Annotated in this window: 17 protein-coding genes; 11 read left to right on the top strand and 6 right to left on the bottom strand. The window is 30.1% G+C overall.

Features of this window, described 5'->3' with window-relative positions:
- Positions 1–46 precede the first annotated feature (46 nt).
- Genes ribD through V7R38_RS00070 form a run of 4 tightly spaced genes read left to right on the top strand, consistent with a single transcriptional unit; the run spans position 47 to position 3,162 of the window.
- Positions 47–1,090 carry a bifunctional diaminohydroxyphosphoribosylaminopyrimidine deaminase/5-amino-6-(5-phosphoribosylamino)uracil reductase RibD gene (gene ribD, locus V7R38_RS00085; protein ID WP_334057093.1) on the top strand — a complete coding sequence of 348 codons (1,044 nt, stop codon included), beginning with the start codon at positions 47–49 and terminating at the stop codon, positions 1,088–1,090.
- Positions 1,083–1,691 carry an HAD-IA family hydrolase gene (locus tag V7R38_RS00080; RefSeq protein ID WP_334055532.1) on the top strand — a complete coding sequence of 203 codons (609 nt, stop codon included), beginning with the start codon at positions 1,083–1,085 and terminating at the stop codon, positions 1,689–1,691. The genes ribD and V7R38_RS00080 overlap by 8 nt, the downstream gene beginning before the upstream one ends.
- Positions 1,688–2,551, top strand: a complete 864-nt coding sequence (locus V7R38_RS00075) for an EamA family transporter (protein ID WP_334055531.1) — start codon at positions 1,688–1,690, stop codon at positions 2,549–2,551. Before V7R38_RS00080 ends, V7R38_RS00075 begins: the two co-directional genes overlap by 4 nt.
- On the top strand, positions 2,551–3,162 hold the full coding sequence (locus tag V7R38_RS00070; protein WP_334055530.1) for an IMPACT family protein: 612 nt from the start codon (positions 2,551–2,553) through the stop codon (positions 3,160–3,162). Before V7R38_RS00075 ends, V7R38_RS00070 begins: the two co-directional genes overlap by 1 nt.
- Here the strand turns inward: V7R38_RS00070 and V7R38_RS00065 are convergent.
- On the bottom strand, positions 3,151–3,549 hold the full coding sequence (locus V7R38_RS00065; RefSeq protein ID WP_015482401.1) for an acyl-CoA thioesterase: 399 nt from the start codon (positions 3,547–3,549) through the stop codon (positions 3,151–3,153). The two genes, V7R38_RS00070 and V7R38_RS00065, sit on opposite strands and share 12 nt — an antisense overlap.
- 156 nt (positions 3,550–3,705) lie before the next feature.
- On the opposite strand from V7R38_RS00065, the gene dnaA reads away from it, so the two are divergent.
- From dnaA to V7R38_RS00050, 3 genes are read left to right on the top strand one after another with little or no spacing between them, the layout of a single operon-like run.
- Positions 3,706–5,133, top strand: coding sequence for a chromosomal replication initiator protein DnaA (gene dnaA / locus V7R38_RS00060; protein ID WP_334055529.1), 1,428 nt, complete (start codon positions 3,706–3,708; stop codon positions 5,131–5,133).
- A gap of 9 nt (positions 5,134–5,142) precedes the next feature.
- Complete coding sequence (locus tag V7R38_RS00055; protein ID WP_334055528.1) at positions 5,143–5,592, top strand: low molecular weight protein-tyrosine-phosphatase; 450 nt, start codon at positions 5,143–5,145, stop codon at positions 5,590–5,592.
- 20 nt (positions 5,593–5,612) lie between these two features.
- Positions 5,613–6,317, top strand: coding sequence for an SAM-dependent methyltransferase (locus tag V7R38_RS00050; RefSeq protein ID WP_334055527.1), 705 nt, complete (start codon positions 5,613–5,615; stop codon positions 6,315–6,317).
- Here V7R38_RS00050 and V7R38_RS00045 read toward each other — a convergent pair whose 3' ends face one another.
- The 4 genes from V7R38_RS00045 to dapF form a co-directional block, all read right to left on the bottom strand.
- Positions 6,318–6,899: a hypothetical protein gene (locus V7R38_RS00045; RefSeq protein WP_015482405.1), complete on the bottom strand. Its 582-nt coding sequence runs from the start codon at positions 6,897–6,899 to the stop codon at positions 6,318–6,320. It abuts the gene before it with no gap.
- Between the two features lie 191 nt (positions 6,900–7,090).
- Positions 7,091–8,116 (bottom strand): endolytic transglycosylase MltG, encoded by a 1,026-nt coding sequence (mltG, locus tag V7R38_RS00040; RefSeq protein ID WP_334055526.1) that lies wholly within the window; start codon positions 8,114–8,116, stop codon positions 7,091–7,093.
- Between the two features lie 28 nt (positions 8,117–8,144).
- Positions 8,145–8,669 carry a GNAT family N-acetyltransferase gene (locus V7R38_RS00035; protein WP_334055525.1) on the bottom strand — a complete coding sequence of 175 codons (525 nt, stop codon included), beginning with the start codon at positions 8,667–8,669 and terminating at the stop codon, positions 8,145–8,147.
- Positions 8,669–9,439 (bottom strand): diaminopimelate epimerase, encoded by a 771-nt coding sequence (dapF, locus tag V7R38_RS00030; RefSeq protein WP_334055524.1) that lies wholly within the window; start codon positions 9,437–9,439, stop codon positions 8,669–8,671. The genes V7R38_RS00035 and dapF overlap by 1 nt, the downstream gene beginning before the upstream one ends.
- Positions 9,440–9,569: 130 nt before the next feature.
- Between dapF and V7R38_RS00025 the strand changes: the two genes are divergently transcribed.
- Both V7R38_RS00025 and V7R38_RS00020 read left to right on the top strand, forming a co-directional pair.
- Entirely contained in the window at positions 9,570–10,964 is a 1,395-nt protein-coding gene (locus V7R38_RS00025; RefSeq protein ID WP_334055523.1) for a trypsin-like peptidase domain-containing protein, read from the top strand.
- A 131-nt stretch (positions 10,965–11,095) separates the two neighbouring features.
- The gene (locus V7R38_RS00020) at positions 11,096–12,538 is read left to right on the top strand and encodes a glyceraldehyde-3-phosphate dehydrogenase (protein ID WP_334055522.1); all 1,443 of its coding nucleotides are present in this window, start codon (positions 11,096–11,098) and stop codon (positions 12,536–12,538) included.
- Positions 12,539–12,602: 64 nt separating this feature from the next.
- Here the strand turns inward: V7R38_RS00020 and V7R38_RS00015 are convergent, their stop codons facing one another.
- Positions 12,603–13,265 carry a hypothetical protein gene (locus tag V7R38_RS00015; protein ID WP_334055521.1) on the bottom strand — a complete coding sequence of 221 codons (663 nt, stop codon included), beginning with the start codon at positions 13,263–13,265 and terminating at the stop codon, positions 12,603–12,605.
- A 65-nt stretch (positions 13,266–13,330) separates the two neighbouring features.
- Between V7R38_RS00015 and ligA the strand changes: the two genes are divergently transcribed.
- Together ligA and V7R38_RS00005 are read left to right on the top strand one after the other, a co-directional pair.
- On the top strand, positions 13,331–15,328 hold the full coding sequence (ligA, locus tag V7R38_RS00010; RefSeq protein ID WP_334055520.1) for an NAD-dependent DNA ligase LigA: 1,998 nt from the start codon (positions 13,331–13,333) through the stop codon (positions 15,326–15,328).
- 63 nt (positions 15,329–15,391) lie between these two features.
- Complete coding sequence (locus tag V7R38_RS00005) at positions 15,392–16,087, top strand: DUF4294 domain-containing protein (RefSeq protein WP_334057091.1); 696 nt, start codon at positions 15,392–15,394, stop codon at positions 16,085–16,087.
- The last annotated feature ends 119 nt before the right edge of the window (positions 16,088–16,206 follow it).

The raw sequence follows: 16,206 nt of genomic DNA, 5'->3' as shown, positions 1-16,206 counted from the left end.
GTTTGTTTGCTAATTTAGCATGATTTTATAAAAAATATAATACACTATTAATCACGAAGTTTACATAGAACGTTGTTTGCAAATTGCTAAAAATGGCATTGGAGTTACAAGTCCAAATCCTAGTGTGGGTGCTGTAATTGTGCATCAAAACAAAATTATTGCGGAAGGTTTTACTTCTAATTATGGAGGAAATCATGCAGAAGTAAATGCAATAAATGCTGTAAAAGATAAAAGTTTGTTGAAAGAAGCAACAATTTATGTGACTTTAGAGCCTTGTTCTCACTATGGAAAAACTCCACCTTGTGCAGACCTAATCATCAAACATAAATTGAAAAAGGTGGTAATTGGTACTTTAGATACCAATAGTTTAGTAGCTGGTAAAGGGGTAAAAAGGTTAGAAAAAGCAGGAATTGATGTTAAAGTTGGTGTTTTAGAAGAGAAATGTAAAAAACATCATAAAAGATTTTTTACCAGTCAAAATAAGAAAAGACCATATGTTATTTTAAAATGGGCAACCTCTCAAGATGGTTTTATTGCTCCGTTAAAAAAAGAAGTTCAAAAACCAATTTGGATTTCTAATCAATATTCTCAACAATTGGTGCATAAATTAAGAAGCAAAGAGCATGCAATATTGGTAGGCACTAATACTGCAATAGCAGATAATCCTAAATTAAATGTTAGGTCTTGGTCTGGGAATAATCCTATTCGCGTTGTTCTCGATAAAAGTTTAAGAATTGAAAATAATTTAAACATATATGATGATAGTGTAAAAACTATTTTCATTACAGAAAAAGAGGTTCATAATTGTGGCGATGAAAGTAATATTATTTTTGAAAAAATAGATTTCAAACAAAAAATCGCTGAGCAAGTACTAGCTGTTTTACAGAAACACAACATACAATCTGTAATTATTGAAGGTGGTACACAAACCTTACAAACTTTCATAGACGAAAATTTGTGGGATGAAGCCTTTGTTTTTACTGGTGATGTTTGCTTAAATGATGGTATAAAAGCACCTGTTTTCGGGGGTCAAATTATTCATCAACAAGAAATAAAAAATGATACTTTAAAGATATATAAGAATGATTAAAAATATAATTTTTGACTTTGGTGATATTTTTATCAACCTAGATAAACAAGGCACATATAAAGCTATGGCTGAGTTAGGAGTTACAGAAATTTCTCAAGAAATGATTCTGGTATATCATAACTATGAAAAAGGATTAATTTCTACGGATGAATTTATTCAGTTTTACGAAAACAAGGTAAATTTAAAAAGAGAAGATTTGGTTAATGCTTGGAATGCTGTTTTGTTAGACTTTCCAGAAAGTAGATTAAAGTTTATTCTGGAATTAGCGCAAAGTAAAAAGTACAGACTATTCTTGCTTAGTAATACCAATGATTTGCATATTAAATGGATTCAAGATTCAGTAGGTGCAGCATTTTACAATCAATTTAAAAGTAGTTTCGAGCAATTTTATTTGTCTCATGAAATACATTTTAGAAAGCCAGATACTGAGATTTATGAATTTGTATTGCAACAGAATAATCTAGTAGCAGAAGAAACACTATTTGTAGATGATTTAAAAGAAAACACAGACTCAGCAAAACAATTAGGTATTCATGTTTGGAATTTAGATCCTAGTAAAGAAGAGGTTTCTGAGCTATTCACCAAAAACACTATTCTTTGATCTACCTATTACTTAGCATATTAATTTCTACTGGTTTATTTGTCATTTTTAAATATTTTGGCATTTATAAGATTGATGTTTTAAAGGCTATTTTCATCAACTATATTGTAGCTTTTATTTTGGGGTTCACTTTTGCAGAAAGAGATTTTTCTGTAGTTGAAATTCCTAGCCAACCCTGGTTTTATGGCGCTTTATTTTTGGGTGCGCTATTTGTGTCAATCTTTTTTGTTATGGCAATGACAGCGCAAAAAAATGGAGTTTCAGTAGCTTCTGTTGCAGGTAAAATGTCTGTTGTAATTCCTGTTTTTTTTGGTGTTTTCTTGTATAATGAATCAGTAACCGTACTTAAAATTTTAGGTATAATTATAGCTTTAGTGGCAGTTTATTTGGCTTCTGTTAAAGACGATAAAGCAGCATCAAAAAATGCAGGACTTTTGTTTCCTGTGTTACTTTTTTTAGGATCAGGTGCCATTGATACTACCTTAAAATATGTAGAAACTAATTATGTAGATAAAGCTGATGTATCTTTGTTTTCTGGAAGCTTATTTGCAATTGCTGCTTTTTTTGCAGGGACAATTTTACTAATTAAAGCTGTAAAAAATAAGTCAAAATTCGGAATTAAAAATGTTATAGCAGGTTTAGTTTTAGGTGTGCCTAACTATTTTTCTATCGTTTTTTTAATCAAAGCATTGCAAACAGAAGGGTTTGAAAGTTCTACGCTTTTTACTATAAATAATGTAGGTATTGTTATTGTTTCTACTTTGGTAGGAATCTTAATTTTTAAAGAGCAGTTTAGTTTAAAAAATAAGTTAGGTGTTGCTTTAGCAATTGTTGGAATAGTAATTGTAGCAATTGCCTAATGAGTTTAGATAGCTATAAAACTATTGATGAGCCTACTAAGGAAACACTATTTAAAGATAGAAATAGTAAGTTTTTTGGTTTTGCATTTCCTGTGAAAAGTGAAGATGATGTTAAGATCTGCTTGGAGAAAGTTAGAAAAATACATTATGCTGCACGTCATTTTTGCTATGCATATCAAATAGGCGTAGAAGACATTAAATACAGGGCAAATGATGATGGTGAACCTAATAACTCTGCAGGAATGCCTATCTATGGTCAAATACAATCTTTTGAGGTAACAAATATTTTAATAGTTGTTGTTAGATATTTTGGCGGAACTAAGTTAGGGGTAGGTGGTTTAATTAATGCCTATAAAACATCTGCTCAAATTACTTTAGAAGCATCAAACATAATCGAGAAAACAATTGATGTATTTTTTCAATTGAATTTTGAATATGACATGATGAATAAAGTAATGCGAATTATAAAAGAGAAAAACATCAATTTAGAAAGTCAAAAAATGGAGCTGGCTTGTGAATATGTGATTTCTATCAGAAAAAAAGAAGCGAAAACCGTATTTGAAATTTTCGATAATCTGTATAAAGTTAGCATCAAAAAACTAGAAGCCTAATTTTTCTAATAAATAGTCAGGGCATTTTATTGGCTTTTCTGTTTTCATATTTATAAAAGCTAAAGTTGATTTTCCTGTACAAATCATTTCATTTTGTTCATTAACTATTTCATAATTAAAATCAATTTTAACCATTGGCTTTTTAACGAGAAAAGTAGTGATAGTTAGTACATCATCATACAAAGCCGACTTTTTAAAATTGCAGGTTAATGATATTACAGGCAACATAATGCCATTATTTTCCATACCTTTGTAGGTAATACCCAGATTTCGAAGCCATTCAGTTCTTCCAAGTTCAAAATATTGTGCATAATTACCATGGTATACTACACCCATTTGATCTGTTTCTGAATAACGAACTCTAGTTTTTGTTGATGATTTTTTCAATTATAATAAACATTTTCTATGATGCATTTTACGTAAAAAAAAGTTAATAATCAATAGTAAAATCGTTTTTTTATACTGTTTTTTATTCACATTTTTGTAATGCTTAAGAAAAGAACCAACCAACAAAATTTTAACCAAAAAACAAGTTAGTCATTAATGAGTTATACTGCTGAATCCGTTTGGACAGACTGTTTATCTTTTATAAAAGATAATATTAAGCCACAAGCCTATAAAACATGGTTTGAACCTATAAAACCGGTTAAACTTTCTGGAGAAGCATTGACAATTCAAGTACCTAGTAAGTTTTTTTATGAATGGTTAGAAGAGCACTACATTAAATTATTGCGTGTTGCATTGGTAAGACAATTGGGTAATGATGCCAAATTGATTTACGATGTAAAAATGGAAAACAATTATAGCAGTAATAGACCGCAAATTGTTAAAATTCCTAGTTCTAACAGAGATCCTCTAAAACCACAGAGAGTTACTGTACCTTTAGAATCTAGTAAAAGAGAATTAAGAAATCCGTTTATTATTCCTGGTTTACAGAAAGTAAAAATTGAATCGCAATTAAATCCTAATTATAGTTTTGCAAATTTTGTAGAAGGAGATTCTAACAGATTAGCACGTTCAGCAGGTATGGCTGTTGCCAACAAACCTGGTGGAACATCTTTTAATCCATTATTAATTTATGGTGGAGTTGGTTTAGGTAAAACGCATTTATCGCATGCAATTGGTGTTGATATTAAAGACAAATATCCAGACAAAACTGTTTTGTATATTTCTTCAGAGAAATTTACGCAGCAATTTATAGACTCTGTAAAGTCTAATACTAGAAATGATTTTATTCATTTTTATCAGATGATTGATGTTTTAATTATAGATGACGTTCAATTCTTATCAGGTAAAGCTGGTACACAAGATGTATTCTTTCATATTTTTAATCATTTGCATCAAAATGGTAAACAAGTAATTTTAACTTCGGATAAAGCGCCTGTAGATATGCAAGATATAGAACAGCGTTTATTATCTAGATTTAAATGGGGTTTATCAGCAGAATTACAGGCACCAGATTACGAAACTCGAATTTCTATTCTTCAAAACAAGTTGTTTAGAGATGGTGTAGAAATGCCAGAAGAAATTATAGAATATATTGCTAAGAACATAAAATCTAATGTTAGAGAATTAGAAGGGGTTATTATCTCTATGATTGCTCAGGCTTCTTTTAACAGGAGAGAATTCTCTATTGAGTTAGCAAAGCAAATTGTAGATAAGTTTGTAAAAAATACTAAGAAAGAAGTTTCTATAGATTACATTCAGAAAGAAGTATCTAAATATTTTGATATGGATGTAGCTACTTTACAGTCTAAAACAAGAAAACGTCATATTGTTCAAGCACGTCAATTAGCTATGTTTTTTGCAAAAAGATTAACTAAAACTTCATTGGCAAGTATTGGTAATCAAATTGGGCAAAGAGATCATGCCACTGTTTTACATGCTTGTAAAACTGTAGATAATCTTACAGAAACAGACAAGCAATTTAAAAAATACGTAGACGATCTTACAAAGAAGTTAACCTTCTAAATCTTTATCATGACTAAAGTACTTATGGTTTGCTTGGGGAATATTTGTCGTTCACCATTAGCAGAAGGTATTTTGCAATCTAAAGTTAATACAGATACAATTTTTGTTGATTCTGCAGGAACAGCAGCTTATCATGTGGGTAATTTGCCTGATGAACGTTCAATAGCAGTTGCTCAGAAATATGGAATTGATATTACGAATCAAAGAGCAAGAAAATTTACTAGCAAAGACTTTGATGAGTTTGATTTCATTTACGCTATGGATGAAAGTAATTATCAAAATATTTTAAGTCTTGCAAGAAATAGCGAAGATGAAAAAAAAGTACATTTGATTTTAAACGAATCTCAATCTGATCAAAATTTATCTGTTCCAGATCCTTATTATGGTGGAAAAGATGGTTTTGAAAATGTTTATCAAATGTTAGATGAAGCCTGCACTGTAATCGCTTCTAAATTATAATTAATTAAAACTTTATTACAATGATTGGTAAGCTCTATTTAATTCCAACTACTTTAGGAGAAACAGAACCTTTAGAGGTAATGCCACTATCAGTAAAAAAAGTGGTAGAACAAATAGATTACTACATTGTAGAAAATGAAAAATCTGCAAGACGATTTATTAAGAAAATATCTCCAAAAAAATCGCAACCTTCCCTTACTATTAAGTTATTAGACAAATATGCAGTAGAAGAAGAAACACAAACCTATTTAGATGTTTGTGCTCAAGGATTTAATGTAGGTTTGCTTTCAGAAGCAGGTGTGCCTGCAATTGCAGATCCAGGTGCAAGTATTGTAAAGTTAGCACATGAAAAAAATATTCAAGTGGTTCCTTTAGTTGGGCCTAGTTCAATTTTAATGGCTATGATGAGTTCTGGAATGAATGGTCAGAACTTTGCTTTTAATGGTTATTTGCCTATAGATAAAGGTGAGCGTAAAAGAGCTATTAAAGATTTAGAAAGGCTTTCTTTAGATAAAAATCAAGCTCAAATTTTTATAGAAACACCTTATAGAAACGAAAAAATGTTGGCAGATTTAAAATCGATTTTATCGCCAAATACCAATTTATGTATTGCAGCAGATATTACATTGCCAAGTGAATACATAAAAACGTTTGCTATAAAAGATTGGAAACATCAACAGCCAGATTTACATAAGAAACCAGCCATATTTATAATTCAGAAATAATTATACTTTAGCTTTTCTATCGGCTTTAATAACGCTTACATCATAATTCGCAAACTTTTTCATATACATTTGAATAGTTGCGCCATAAGCATCTTTAAAACGTTCTGTACCATTACTTCTTAGAAACTTTTTTACGTTTCCTGCTCCACTTAAATGAGCTGAGGCCAAAATACCAGATTCCGTAATTTTAATTCCGTTAATGGTTTTACCCACTGAACGTTCTATATCTTTTCTTAAAATCCATTTGTTTACGCTACATAAAGCAATAAATGCTTTTTCTTGTTGCTCAGGATTATTTAAAAAAGCTTTGGTGTCATAAATTCTAAATCGTTCTAAAGTTGTTCTACCAAATTGATATTTACCTAAGTAACCTAAAGTATTAATTACTCTGTATTTACCTTGAGATTCTTTAAAAGCAACAGCTTCTTTGAAAGCAACAAAGTTTTTTTGTAAATAAGGAATGTTGTAGTCTACGTAAACAGGATTTGTATCTGCTTTTACTGGGGATTTCTTTTCAGTAACCTCAGTAGCTGCAGTTAGCACTAAAGTTAAAGCTATAAGAAATAAAAACTTTTTGATCATAATAATCTTTGTTTTACGGGTGCAAATTTAAGATTATTTTTGAAAACACTGATAATCAGAAGATTAATTTCGTCGAAATTATGTATTTGAACGTTTATAGGTGTTTTTATTAAGATTTTAGGCTTACTATATCGTTTGCTTTTAGGAATTACATAACAAAAAGAGAGAATTAGGCTTTATTTGATAAATACTTACCTATTTACGCCTTGTTTATTAAGCCAGGCTTGATATTCTCTTGCATTTCTAGCGTGTTCAGCCAAGCTATTTGCAAACTTATGATAGCCAAAATTGTCTATATCAACACACATATAATAATAGTTATGTTCTTTATAATTCAATACACCATCTATAGAAGAAATGTCTGGCATGCTAATTAAAGAAGGTGGTAAGCCTCTATATTTATAGGTATTGTAAGGTGAGTTTATTTCTAAGTCAACATTCAAAACTCGTTTTACAACAAAGTCTTGACCTTTAACTTCTTTAATGGCATAAATTACAGTAGGATCTGCCTGTAAAGGCCAACCATTTTTTAGACGATTTAAGTATAAACCAGCTACAATTGGTTTTTCTGTTTTCTTTGCAGTTTCTTTTTGTACAATAGAGGCCAGTGTAATTACTTCAGATTTTGTCATCCCTAAAGCTTTGGCTTTAGCCAATCTACTTTTATTCCAGAAACGCTTATATTCTAACAATAGCTTATCTCTAAACTGATCTGCAGAAACTGTCCAATAAAATTGATAACTATTAGGAATGCAAATTTGCAATACTGATTTAGGAGTTAGATTATTTGCTTTAAGAAATTCTTCATTTTTAAAAGAAGTTATTATAGAAGTGGAATCTGTTGCAATTTGTTCTGCAATTCTACCTGCAAATTTTTCTAAAGTATCTTGATTGTTAAAGGAAACTTTAACTGCAGATTGATTTCCAATTCTAAGCATGTTTACCAAATCGTTGTTAGACATGCCTTCTTTTAAAATATATCTACCAGGTTTAACTTTTGAAAAGCTTTTTTTAGAGGCCACCCAAAGAAAATAGTCTGGTTTGTCAGAAAAAGGAGCAATCTTATTGTTGATGTCATTCAAATCATCTGTATCATATACAAAGAGCTCAGTTTCTTTATTTATTGCAGAACCAAAAATGTTTTGATAGTAAGTATACGTAATTACAGATAAAATAATAATTACAATAACCGCTAATATGCCTAGTTTCTTCTTCAAAATGGAAAACTCTTAAATTTTAGCAAAACTAATCATTTATCAATTGGTAAAGAATTTCATCCTTAAATTTTCCTTGAGATAAAATCCAATCTTTTTTAACGCCTACAACTTTAAAATTTTTACTTTCAAATAATTTGATGCTCTTTAAGTTGTCACTAGTAATATTCGCATACAATTGATGTAAATTTAAGTGAGTAAAACTGTAATCTATCAAAATAGATAAAGCCTCAGTTGCAAATCCATTTTTCTGATAATTTGGTGCTATTAAAATGCCAACCCCAGCTCTTTTGTGCTGAGGATTAAAATCGAACAAATCAATTAAGCCTATCTTTTCATGAGAATTTGCATCAACAATCATAAGTCTTAATTGTTTTGCTTCAAAAATATCTAAATGAGCGTTTTCTAAATACTGTTTTAATACATATTTAGAAAACGGAGTTTGTGTATGGCTAACCTCCCAAAACGATTCATTGTTTTCTATTTGAAATAAAAATTCTAAATCTTCTGGCTCTAAAGCTCGTAAATAAACAGTTTTACCTTTAAGTGTTGCCATTAAATTTTAATTTCTCCTTTAAAAACAAAAGTGGCTGGTCCTTTTAAAAACACATTAGTGTAAACACCATTTTCTTCATTAAAAGAAACCTCTAAAAGACCACCTTCTACAGGAAGTGAAATATTATTACTTTCTGTTTTTCCAGTTTTATGCATGGCTAAGGCTACTGCAGTTACACCTGTTCCACAAGCTAAAGTTTCGTTTTCTACTCCCTTTTCATAGGTTCTAACCCTAAAGGTAGTATCATTTAATTGCTGTGCAAAATTTACATTACTACCTGGATTTTCATAAGAGTTTCTTATTTTTCTACCATTTTCGTAAACAGGATATTCCTCTAGGTCATTCACCATTTCTACATGATGCTGTGTACCTGTAAATGTAAAAATTGAATTTTCTTTAACTTGAAACTCTGAGACATCTATCATTTGTAAAGAGATGATACCATCATTTACAGATGCAAAATGAGAGCCATCAACTGCAGTAAATGTGGTTTCTTGGTCAATCATTTTTAAGTGTTTTGCAAAAGCGACTGCGCATCTTGCTCCATTACCACAAAAAGTTTCACTTCCATCTGCATTGTAATAAATCATTTTAAAATCATAATCAGCACCTTCTTCAATAAGAATAATACCATCTGCACCTATACCAAAATGTCTATCACAAATTTCTGAAATTTTGTCAGTATTTTTTTTTGGAAAGATTTTTGTTCTGTTATCAATCATCACAAAATCGTTTCCTGTTCCTTGATATTTTAAAAAAGGTAAATTCATGCAACAAAGGTAATGATTTACGTGTACAATTAGTTCTGTTAAAACACGGTTAAAAGTAGTTAAAACCAAGTTAAACAGATTTTTTGAAAATGTTAAAATTGTATATTTACTTAATTAAAAATTTAGATTTATGAAGAAATTTTTTAGTTTTTTAGGAATGGCATTTTTAGGAGGAGCTCTAACTTTAGGAGGGTATAAAATGCTTTTTGATGAGCCAGTTGCTCAAAATAATTTACAAAACGCTACATTACCTACAATTCAGGCAAATTACAATCCAGCTTTTAATGAGGCAGCACCTGCATTAAATGCTGAATCTGTAGATTTTACATTGGCAGCAGAAAGAACAGTAAATTCTGTGGTTCACGTTAAAAATACATCTACAAGAACACAGCAGAGTCCTTTAGATATTTTCTTTGGTACAGGAAATGGTATTAGAAAGTTTGAGCAAGTAGGTACAGGAAGTGGTGTAATTATTTCTGCAGATGGTTATATTGTAACAAATAATCATGTTATTGATAATGCAACTTCAATTGAAATTACGTTAAATAACAAGAAAAAATACGAAGCAGAGTTAATTGGGGCAGATGCTACAAATGACATTGCATTGTTAAAAATTGATGCTGATATAGATTTACCATATACTACTTTCACCAACTCAGATAATGTAAAAATAGGTGAGTGGGTATTGGCAGTTGGTAATCCTTACAACTTAACATCTACAGTAACTGCAGGTATTGTAAGTGCAAAAGGTAGAGATTTAGAAGGTAATGGAAACATCGAATCTTTTATACAGACAGATGCAGCTGTAAATCCTGGAAATAGTGGAGGAGCCTTAGTAAACACTAGAGGAGAATTGGTGGGTATAAATACTGCAATATCTTCTAAAACAGGTTCATTTATTGGGTACTCTTTTGCTGTACCCTCTAATATCGCAAAGAAAATTGTAGATGACTTATTAGAATTTGGTGCTGTACAAGAGGCAATTTTAGGTATTGGTATTGATAATACTTATGAAGATGAAGGTGTTAGAGTAGGAAAAGTGTATTATGATGAAGGCGCAAACAACAATCAATTTAAAGAAGGAGATGTTATAAAAAGCATCAATAACGTTAAAATTTCTAAATTCTCTGAATTAAAAGGGCAGTTAACTGCAAAAAGACCTGGAGATTATGTTGATGTAACTTTAGAAAGAGAAGGTGAATTAATAACTAAAAAGATTATTTTAAATAAAAGGGACAGTTACGTTTCTAATGCTCTAAGAATTTCTGTGAAGGATTTAACTAAGAAGGAAAAGAAGAAATTCGACATAAAAGGTGGGGCCAAAATTATTCAAAATGCAAACAGAACCTTAACTTATTACGGTATCACAGAAGGCTATATTATAACAAAAGTAAATAAGAAGCCTGTGTTAACTGCTGCTGAAGCCATAAAGAATATACAGAGCAGTAATTTCGGAAATGGTAACCCTTTATTCTTGGAATTAATAAATCCGAAAGGAGAAGTGGAAAAGTTTGTAATTAGATAATTAATGATTTTCTAAAATTTAATCCTGATGATTTCATCAGGATTTTTTTATTTTAAACTTTTCACGAAATCGATTTCGTGTTTTAAAAAAAAGAAATACTTTTGCAAAAATTTTAAAATAGCAACACAACTATGTCATCAATTTTAGATTACGAAAAAGAAGTTTTTTCGCAAGCACAAACAAGAAGAGCTACTGTAGAGTTTATTAATATTGTAAATGATTTATGGTATGATAAATCTATTGAACTTGTACTTTTTAGAAATCCGTTAGTAGATAAAAGAGCTAGTGAGGTTTTAAATTTAATTGATTATGCAAAAGAATTTGTAAATAAACCAATTACAATTCAAGATGCGTTAAGTATTGCAAAAGCAATACAACAAATAGATTTACCATCATCAAAATTAGATATTGGTAAATTGGCTTACGAATGTCATTTAAATCCTAAAAGTTGCGAAGACAAAATTGCTTTTGTAAAAAAACAATTAAAAGATGTAACCGAAGCAAAAAATATAACACCTAAAGATGTTGTATTGTATGGTTTTGGTAGAATTGGACGTTTATTGGCAAGAGAGTTAATGACAAAAATGGGTAAAGGCTCTCAATTAAGATTAAGAGCAGTTGTTACTCGTGGTGAAATTACGCAAGCTGTTTTAGATAAAAGAGCTTCTTTATTAAGTATAGATTCTGTTCATGGAGATTTTTTGGGTACTGTACAAACAGATATCGAAAACAAAGCTTTAATTATTAATGGTACAACTGTACATATGATTTCTGCCAAAAACCCAGAAGATATAGATTATACAGCATATAATATTAACGATGCTTTAATTATAGATAACACTGGTGCTTTTAGAGATGATGTTGCCTTAGCTAGACATTTAAAAGCAAAAGGTGCAAGTAAGGTTTTATTAACTGCACCAGGTAAAGGAATACCAAATATTGTACATGGAGTTAATCATAAACAAAACGATCCTGATAAGGTAGATATCTTTTCTGCTGCTTCTTGTACTACAAATGCAATTACGCCAGTTTTAAAAGTTTTAGAAGATAATTTCGGAATTAAAAAAGGACATTTAGAAACCATTCATGCGTATACTAATGATCAAAACTTAGTAGATAACATGCACTCTAAATATAGAAGAGGTAGAGCTGCTGCCTTAAATATGGTAATTACAGAAACTGGTGCAGGTAAAGCTGTTTCTAAAGCATTGCCAGCATTAGAGGGTAAATTAACTTCAAATGCAATTCGTGTTCCTGTTCCAAATGGTTCTTTAGCTATTTTAAGTTTACAATTAAGAACAGAAGTTACTACAGATGTTATAAATGCAATAGTAAAACAAAATGCTTTAGAGGGTGATTTGGTAGAGCAAATTAAATATTCTTTAGATAACGAACTGGTTTCTTCAGATATTATTGGATCTACAGCTCCATCAATTTTTGATAGCAAAGCAACAATTACAGATGGCGATTCTATAGTGATTTATGTTTGGTATGATAATGAATATGGATATTCACATCAAGTAATGCGTTTGGCAAAACACATTGCAAAAGTTAGAAGGTATACCTATTATTAGTATCCTTTTACATTATATAATAGAAAACCCAAAACTTTTGTTTTGGGTTTTCTGTTTTATCGTATTATTCCTCTTCATAAAAAGAGATGTTTGCTTCAAATTCTTCGTTAATAAATTCTTGACTACTCATAAAATAGTCAGAGGTAATTAATTGATACTGATTTTCTGTTTTGTTCAAAAACCAAATAATGTCATTTGCTTCTTCAAAAGCTTCTTCAGCATCTAATTGTTTGTGAAATAATCTTTTAATTACATTGTGGCTATCTAAATTTTGAGCAAAACATTTTAACACAATTTCTTTAGTGATGTCTTTATCAGCATTCATTTTAGGAGTAATATCAAAATCAATAATAGTTGCTTTTGCATTAGGGAATTTACCATTAAACGCTTTGTACAATAATTGATTAATAATAAATAGTGTTTTATGCAATTCAATTCTAGGGTATTCTTCAGATATTTTATCAACCAACATCTCATATGAAACAGAATCAATTTGATGTTCATTCATTTCGTCAGATAATTTATAATCTAGAACAATTCTGGCTGCTTCACTAGGGTCTTTATCTGCAATTGCCATAAAAAGCAATTCCCTTACTTCTTTTAAATCAGTACTTTCCACATCAGGTAATTCAAAACGCTCTAAAAGCACTTTAAAATCTTCTAAATTCCATGCATTATCTAAGTCGTCAACTGTAGAAAATTTATGTATTTTTATAGCGTATTTCATTTCTTTATCATTTTAGATTTATAGAAATATACAGTTAAAAACGCCGTAAACAAAGTTTTATTAATATGAATGTTCAAGAAAGAATCATAGAATTACGTAACGAACTAAATAAACACAATTACAATTACTATGTTCTAGATAATGCTACGATTTCTGATTTTGAATTTGATATTAAGTTGAAGGAGTTAGAGAAGTTAGAGCAGGAGAATCCTCTTTTTTTCGATGCCAATTCACCAACGCAAAGAGTAGGAGGTACTATCACCAAAAACTTTAATACTGTAGTTCATAAAAATAGAATGTATTCTTTAGATAATTCTTATTCTAAGGACGATCTGTTAGATTGGGAAAAACGAATTCAAAAAATATTAGGGACTACCGAAATTTTATACACTTGCGAACTAAAATACGATGGTGCATCTATTAACCTAACTTATGAAAATGGTCAGTTTATAAAAGCAGTAACTAGAGGTGATGGTTTTCAAGGAGATGAAGTAACTAATAATATAAAAACCATTTTATCTATTCCTTTAAGTATTCAAGATGACTTTGTAAGTAATTTTGAAATGAGAGGAGAAATCATTTTACCTTTGGATGGTTTCAATAAAATGAACCAAGAAAGAGTTGCGAATAGAGAAGAAGAATACAGAAACCCAAGAAATACAGCAAGTGGGAGTTTAAAATTACAAGACAGTGCAGAAGTTGCAAAAAGACCTTTAGATTGTTTGTTATATCAAGTTGTTACAGAAGAGCGTAAATATAAAACGCATTTTGAAAGTTTAGAACAAGCAAGAAAAGTCGGTTTTAAAGTACCTAAAACCATAAAACTTGTAAATTCTATAGATGAAGTTTTTGAATTTGTTAATCTTTGGGATACTAAAAGACAAGATTTACCATATGAAACAGATGGTATTGTTATTAAAGTAAATAATTTGCAGCAGCAAGAAGAGTTGGGCTATACTTCTAAAGCTCCAAGATGGGCTATTGCTTATAAATTTAAAGCAGAACAAGAAGCTACCTTACTAAACGAAATTACATATCAAGTTGGTAGAACAGGTGCAATTACTCCAGTTGCCAATTTAGATCCAGTGCAATTGGCAGGTACAACTGTTAAAAGAGCATCTTTGCACAATGCAGATCAAATTGAAAAGTTAGATATCAGAATAAATGATACTGTTTTTGTAGAAAAAGGTGGAGAAATAATTCCAAAAATTGTTGGTGTTGATTTTTCTAAACGTCCAGAAAATTCTGAGCCAACAGTATATGCAACCAATTGCCCTGAATGTGGTACAGAATTGGTTAGAACTGCAGGTGATGCAAAACATTATTGCCCAAATGAATTTGGTTGTGCTCCACAAATTACAGGCAGAATTCAACATTTTATTTCTAGAAAAGCAATGGATATTGATGGTTTAGGAGGTGAAACTGTAGATTTACTTAGAAAAGAAGGCTTAATTCAGAATTATGCAGATCTTTATGATTTAACTGTAGAGAAAGTATTACCATTAGAAAGAATTGCAGAAAAGTCTGCCAAGAATCTAATTAACGGTATTGAAAAATCAAAAGAAATTCCGTTTGAAAAAGTATTATTTGCTTTAGGAATTCGTTTTGTAGGAGAAACTGTAGCTAAAAAGTTAGCCAAGCATTTTAAATCTATAGACAATTTAATGGCTGCAGATTTCGAAACTTTGGTAGCTGTAGACGAGATTGGATATCGAATTGCACAGAGTATTATCGATTTTTCATCAAACTTAACTAGTATACAGCTTGTAAATCGCTTAAAAGAGGCAGGATTACAATTGTCGGTTTCAGCTGAGAGTTTAGAAAATCAAACAGATAAACTTAAAGGACAAATATTTGTGGTTTCTGGAGTATTTCATCAAATGAGTAGAACAGAATTGAAAAAGGCTATAGAAGATAATGGAGGTAAAGTAAGCTCGTCTATTTCTAAAAAGACCAATTTTATTGTGGCTGGTGATAATATGGGGCCATCGAAACTAGCAAAAGCCGAAACTCTAGGCATACAAATAATATCGGAGCAGGATTTTATTGATAGAATTGCTTAGATACTTTGGCTTAATTTATGATAATCATATAAAGATTTGAAAAAAATACTATGCATATATATAATGTGTGTTTCTATTGCTGCTTTTTGTCAGAAAAAAGAGGTGTTAGATTCGCTAACTAATAATATAGACGATTATATTTTTGTTAAACCAGGAGATAGTATAACCATTAATTTAAATGAGATTACATTATTACCAAAACAAAAATTTAAGTCTAAAGATGATATTCGATATTACTTATGGTTTAGAAGAAAAGTATTTAAGGCTTATCCTTATGCAATTTTAGCATCGAAAAGACTAGACTCTTTAAATGTTAGGTTAAGTAAAATAAAATCAAAACCTAAAAAAAGAAAATACACTAGGCAAGTTCAAAAATATATTGAAGGTGAATTTACAGATCAAATTAAAAAAATGACAAAAACTGAAGGTCGTATTTTAATTAAATTGATTCATCGTCAAACAGGAGAAACCGCTTTTAACAATATAAAAGAGTTAAGAAGTGGGTGGAAAGCATTTTGGTACAACACAACAGCCAACCTTTTTAAACTTTCTTTAAAGGATGAATATGATCCAGAAAATGTAAATGAAGATTATTTAATTGAAGATATCTTGCAAAGAGCATTTAGAGATGGAACCTTAGAAAGTCAAAAAACAAAACTTGAGTTTGATTTTTCTGACATTATTTTAAAAAATAAAGCAGAAATTGATGTCGAAAAGTATAGGGTGATGTTTTCAAAAATGAAAAAGAAGAAAAAATAAATCCAATTTTTGATATTTTCCGGTCTTCAAAACGAATGTTTTCTACACTAAAACTTAGAACCAATAAGTCTTCAAATACTCATTTAATTCTATATGATCATAATTGATTAAAAATTCAA

The organism is Polaribacter sp. P097, from assembly GCF_036864555.1.
Lineage (GTDB): Bacteria > Bacteroidota > Bacteroidia > Flavobacteriales > Flavobacteriaceae > Polaribacter.
The sequence above is the reverse complement of the archived record's forward strand: the minus strand, read 5'-3'. Positions and strand labels throughout refer to the sequence as shown.

What these genes read in the sequence shown, in the direction of transcription:
- V7R38_RS00015 (WP_334055521.1), bottom strand. Translation starts at nt 13,265, where the DNA reads ATGAAATACGCTATAAAAATACATAAATTTTCTACAGTTGACGACTTA.
- V7R38_RS00080 (WP_334055532.1), top strand. Translation starts at nt 1,083, where the DNA reads ATGATTAAAAATATAATTTTTGACTTTGGTGATATTTTTATCAACCTA.
- V7R38_RS00005 (WP_334057091.1), top strand. Translation starts at nt 15,392, where the DNA reads ATGTGTGTTTCTATTGCTGCTTTTTGTCAGAAAAAAGAGGTGTTAGAT.
- dapF (WP_334055524.1), bottom strand. Translation starts at nt 9,439, where the DNA reads ATGAATTTACCTTTTTTAAAATATCAAGGAACAGGAAACGATTTTGTG.
- V7R38_RS00070 (WP_334055530.1), top strand. Translation starts at nt 2,551, where the DNA reads ATGAGTTTAGATAGCTATAAAACTATTGATGAGCCTACTAAGGAAACA.
- V7R38_RS00025 (WP_334055523.1), top strand. Translation starts at nt 9,570, where the DNA reads ATGAAGAAATTTTTTAGTTTTTTAGGAATGGCATTTTTAGGAGGAGCT.
- dnaA (WP_334055529.1), top strand. Translation starts at nt 3,706, where the DNA reads ATGAGTTATACTGCTGAATCCGTTTGGACAGACTGTTTATCTTTTATA.
- V7R38_RS00055 (WP_334055528.1), top strand. Translation starts at nt 5,143, where the DNA reads ATGACTAAAGTACTTATGGTTTGCTTGGGGAATATTTGTCGTTCACCA.
- V7R38_RS00050 (WP_334055527.1), top strand. Translation starts at nt 5,613, where the DNA reads ATGATTGGTAAGCTCTATTTAATTCCAACTACTTTAGGAGAAACAGAA.
- ligA (WP_334055520.1), top strand. Translation starts at nt 13,331, where the DNA reads ATGAATGTTCAAGAAAGAATCATAGAATTACGTAACGAACTAAATAAA.
- V7R38_RS00045 (WP_015482405.1), bottom strand. Translation starts at nt 6,899, where the DNA reads ATGATCAAAAAGTTTTTATTTCTTATAGCTTTAACTTTAGTGCTAACT.
- V7R38_RS00035 (WP_334055525.1), bottom strand. Translation starts at nt 8,669, where the DNA reads ATGGCAACACTTAAAGGTAAAACTGTTTATTTACGAGCTTTAGAGCCA.
- V7R38_RS00020 (WP_334055522.1), top strand. Translation starts at nt 11,096, where the DNA reads ATGTCATCAATTTTAGATTACGAAAAAGAAGTTTTTTCGCAAGCACAA.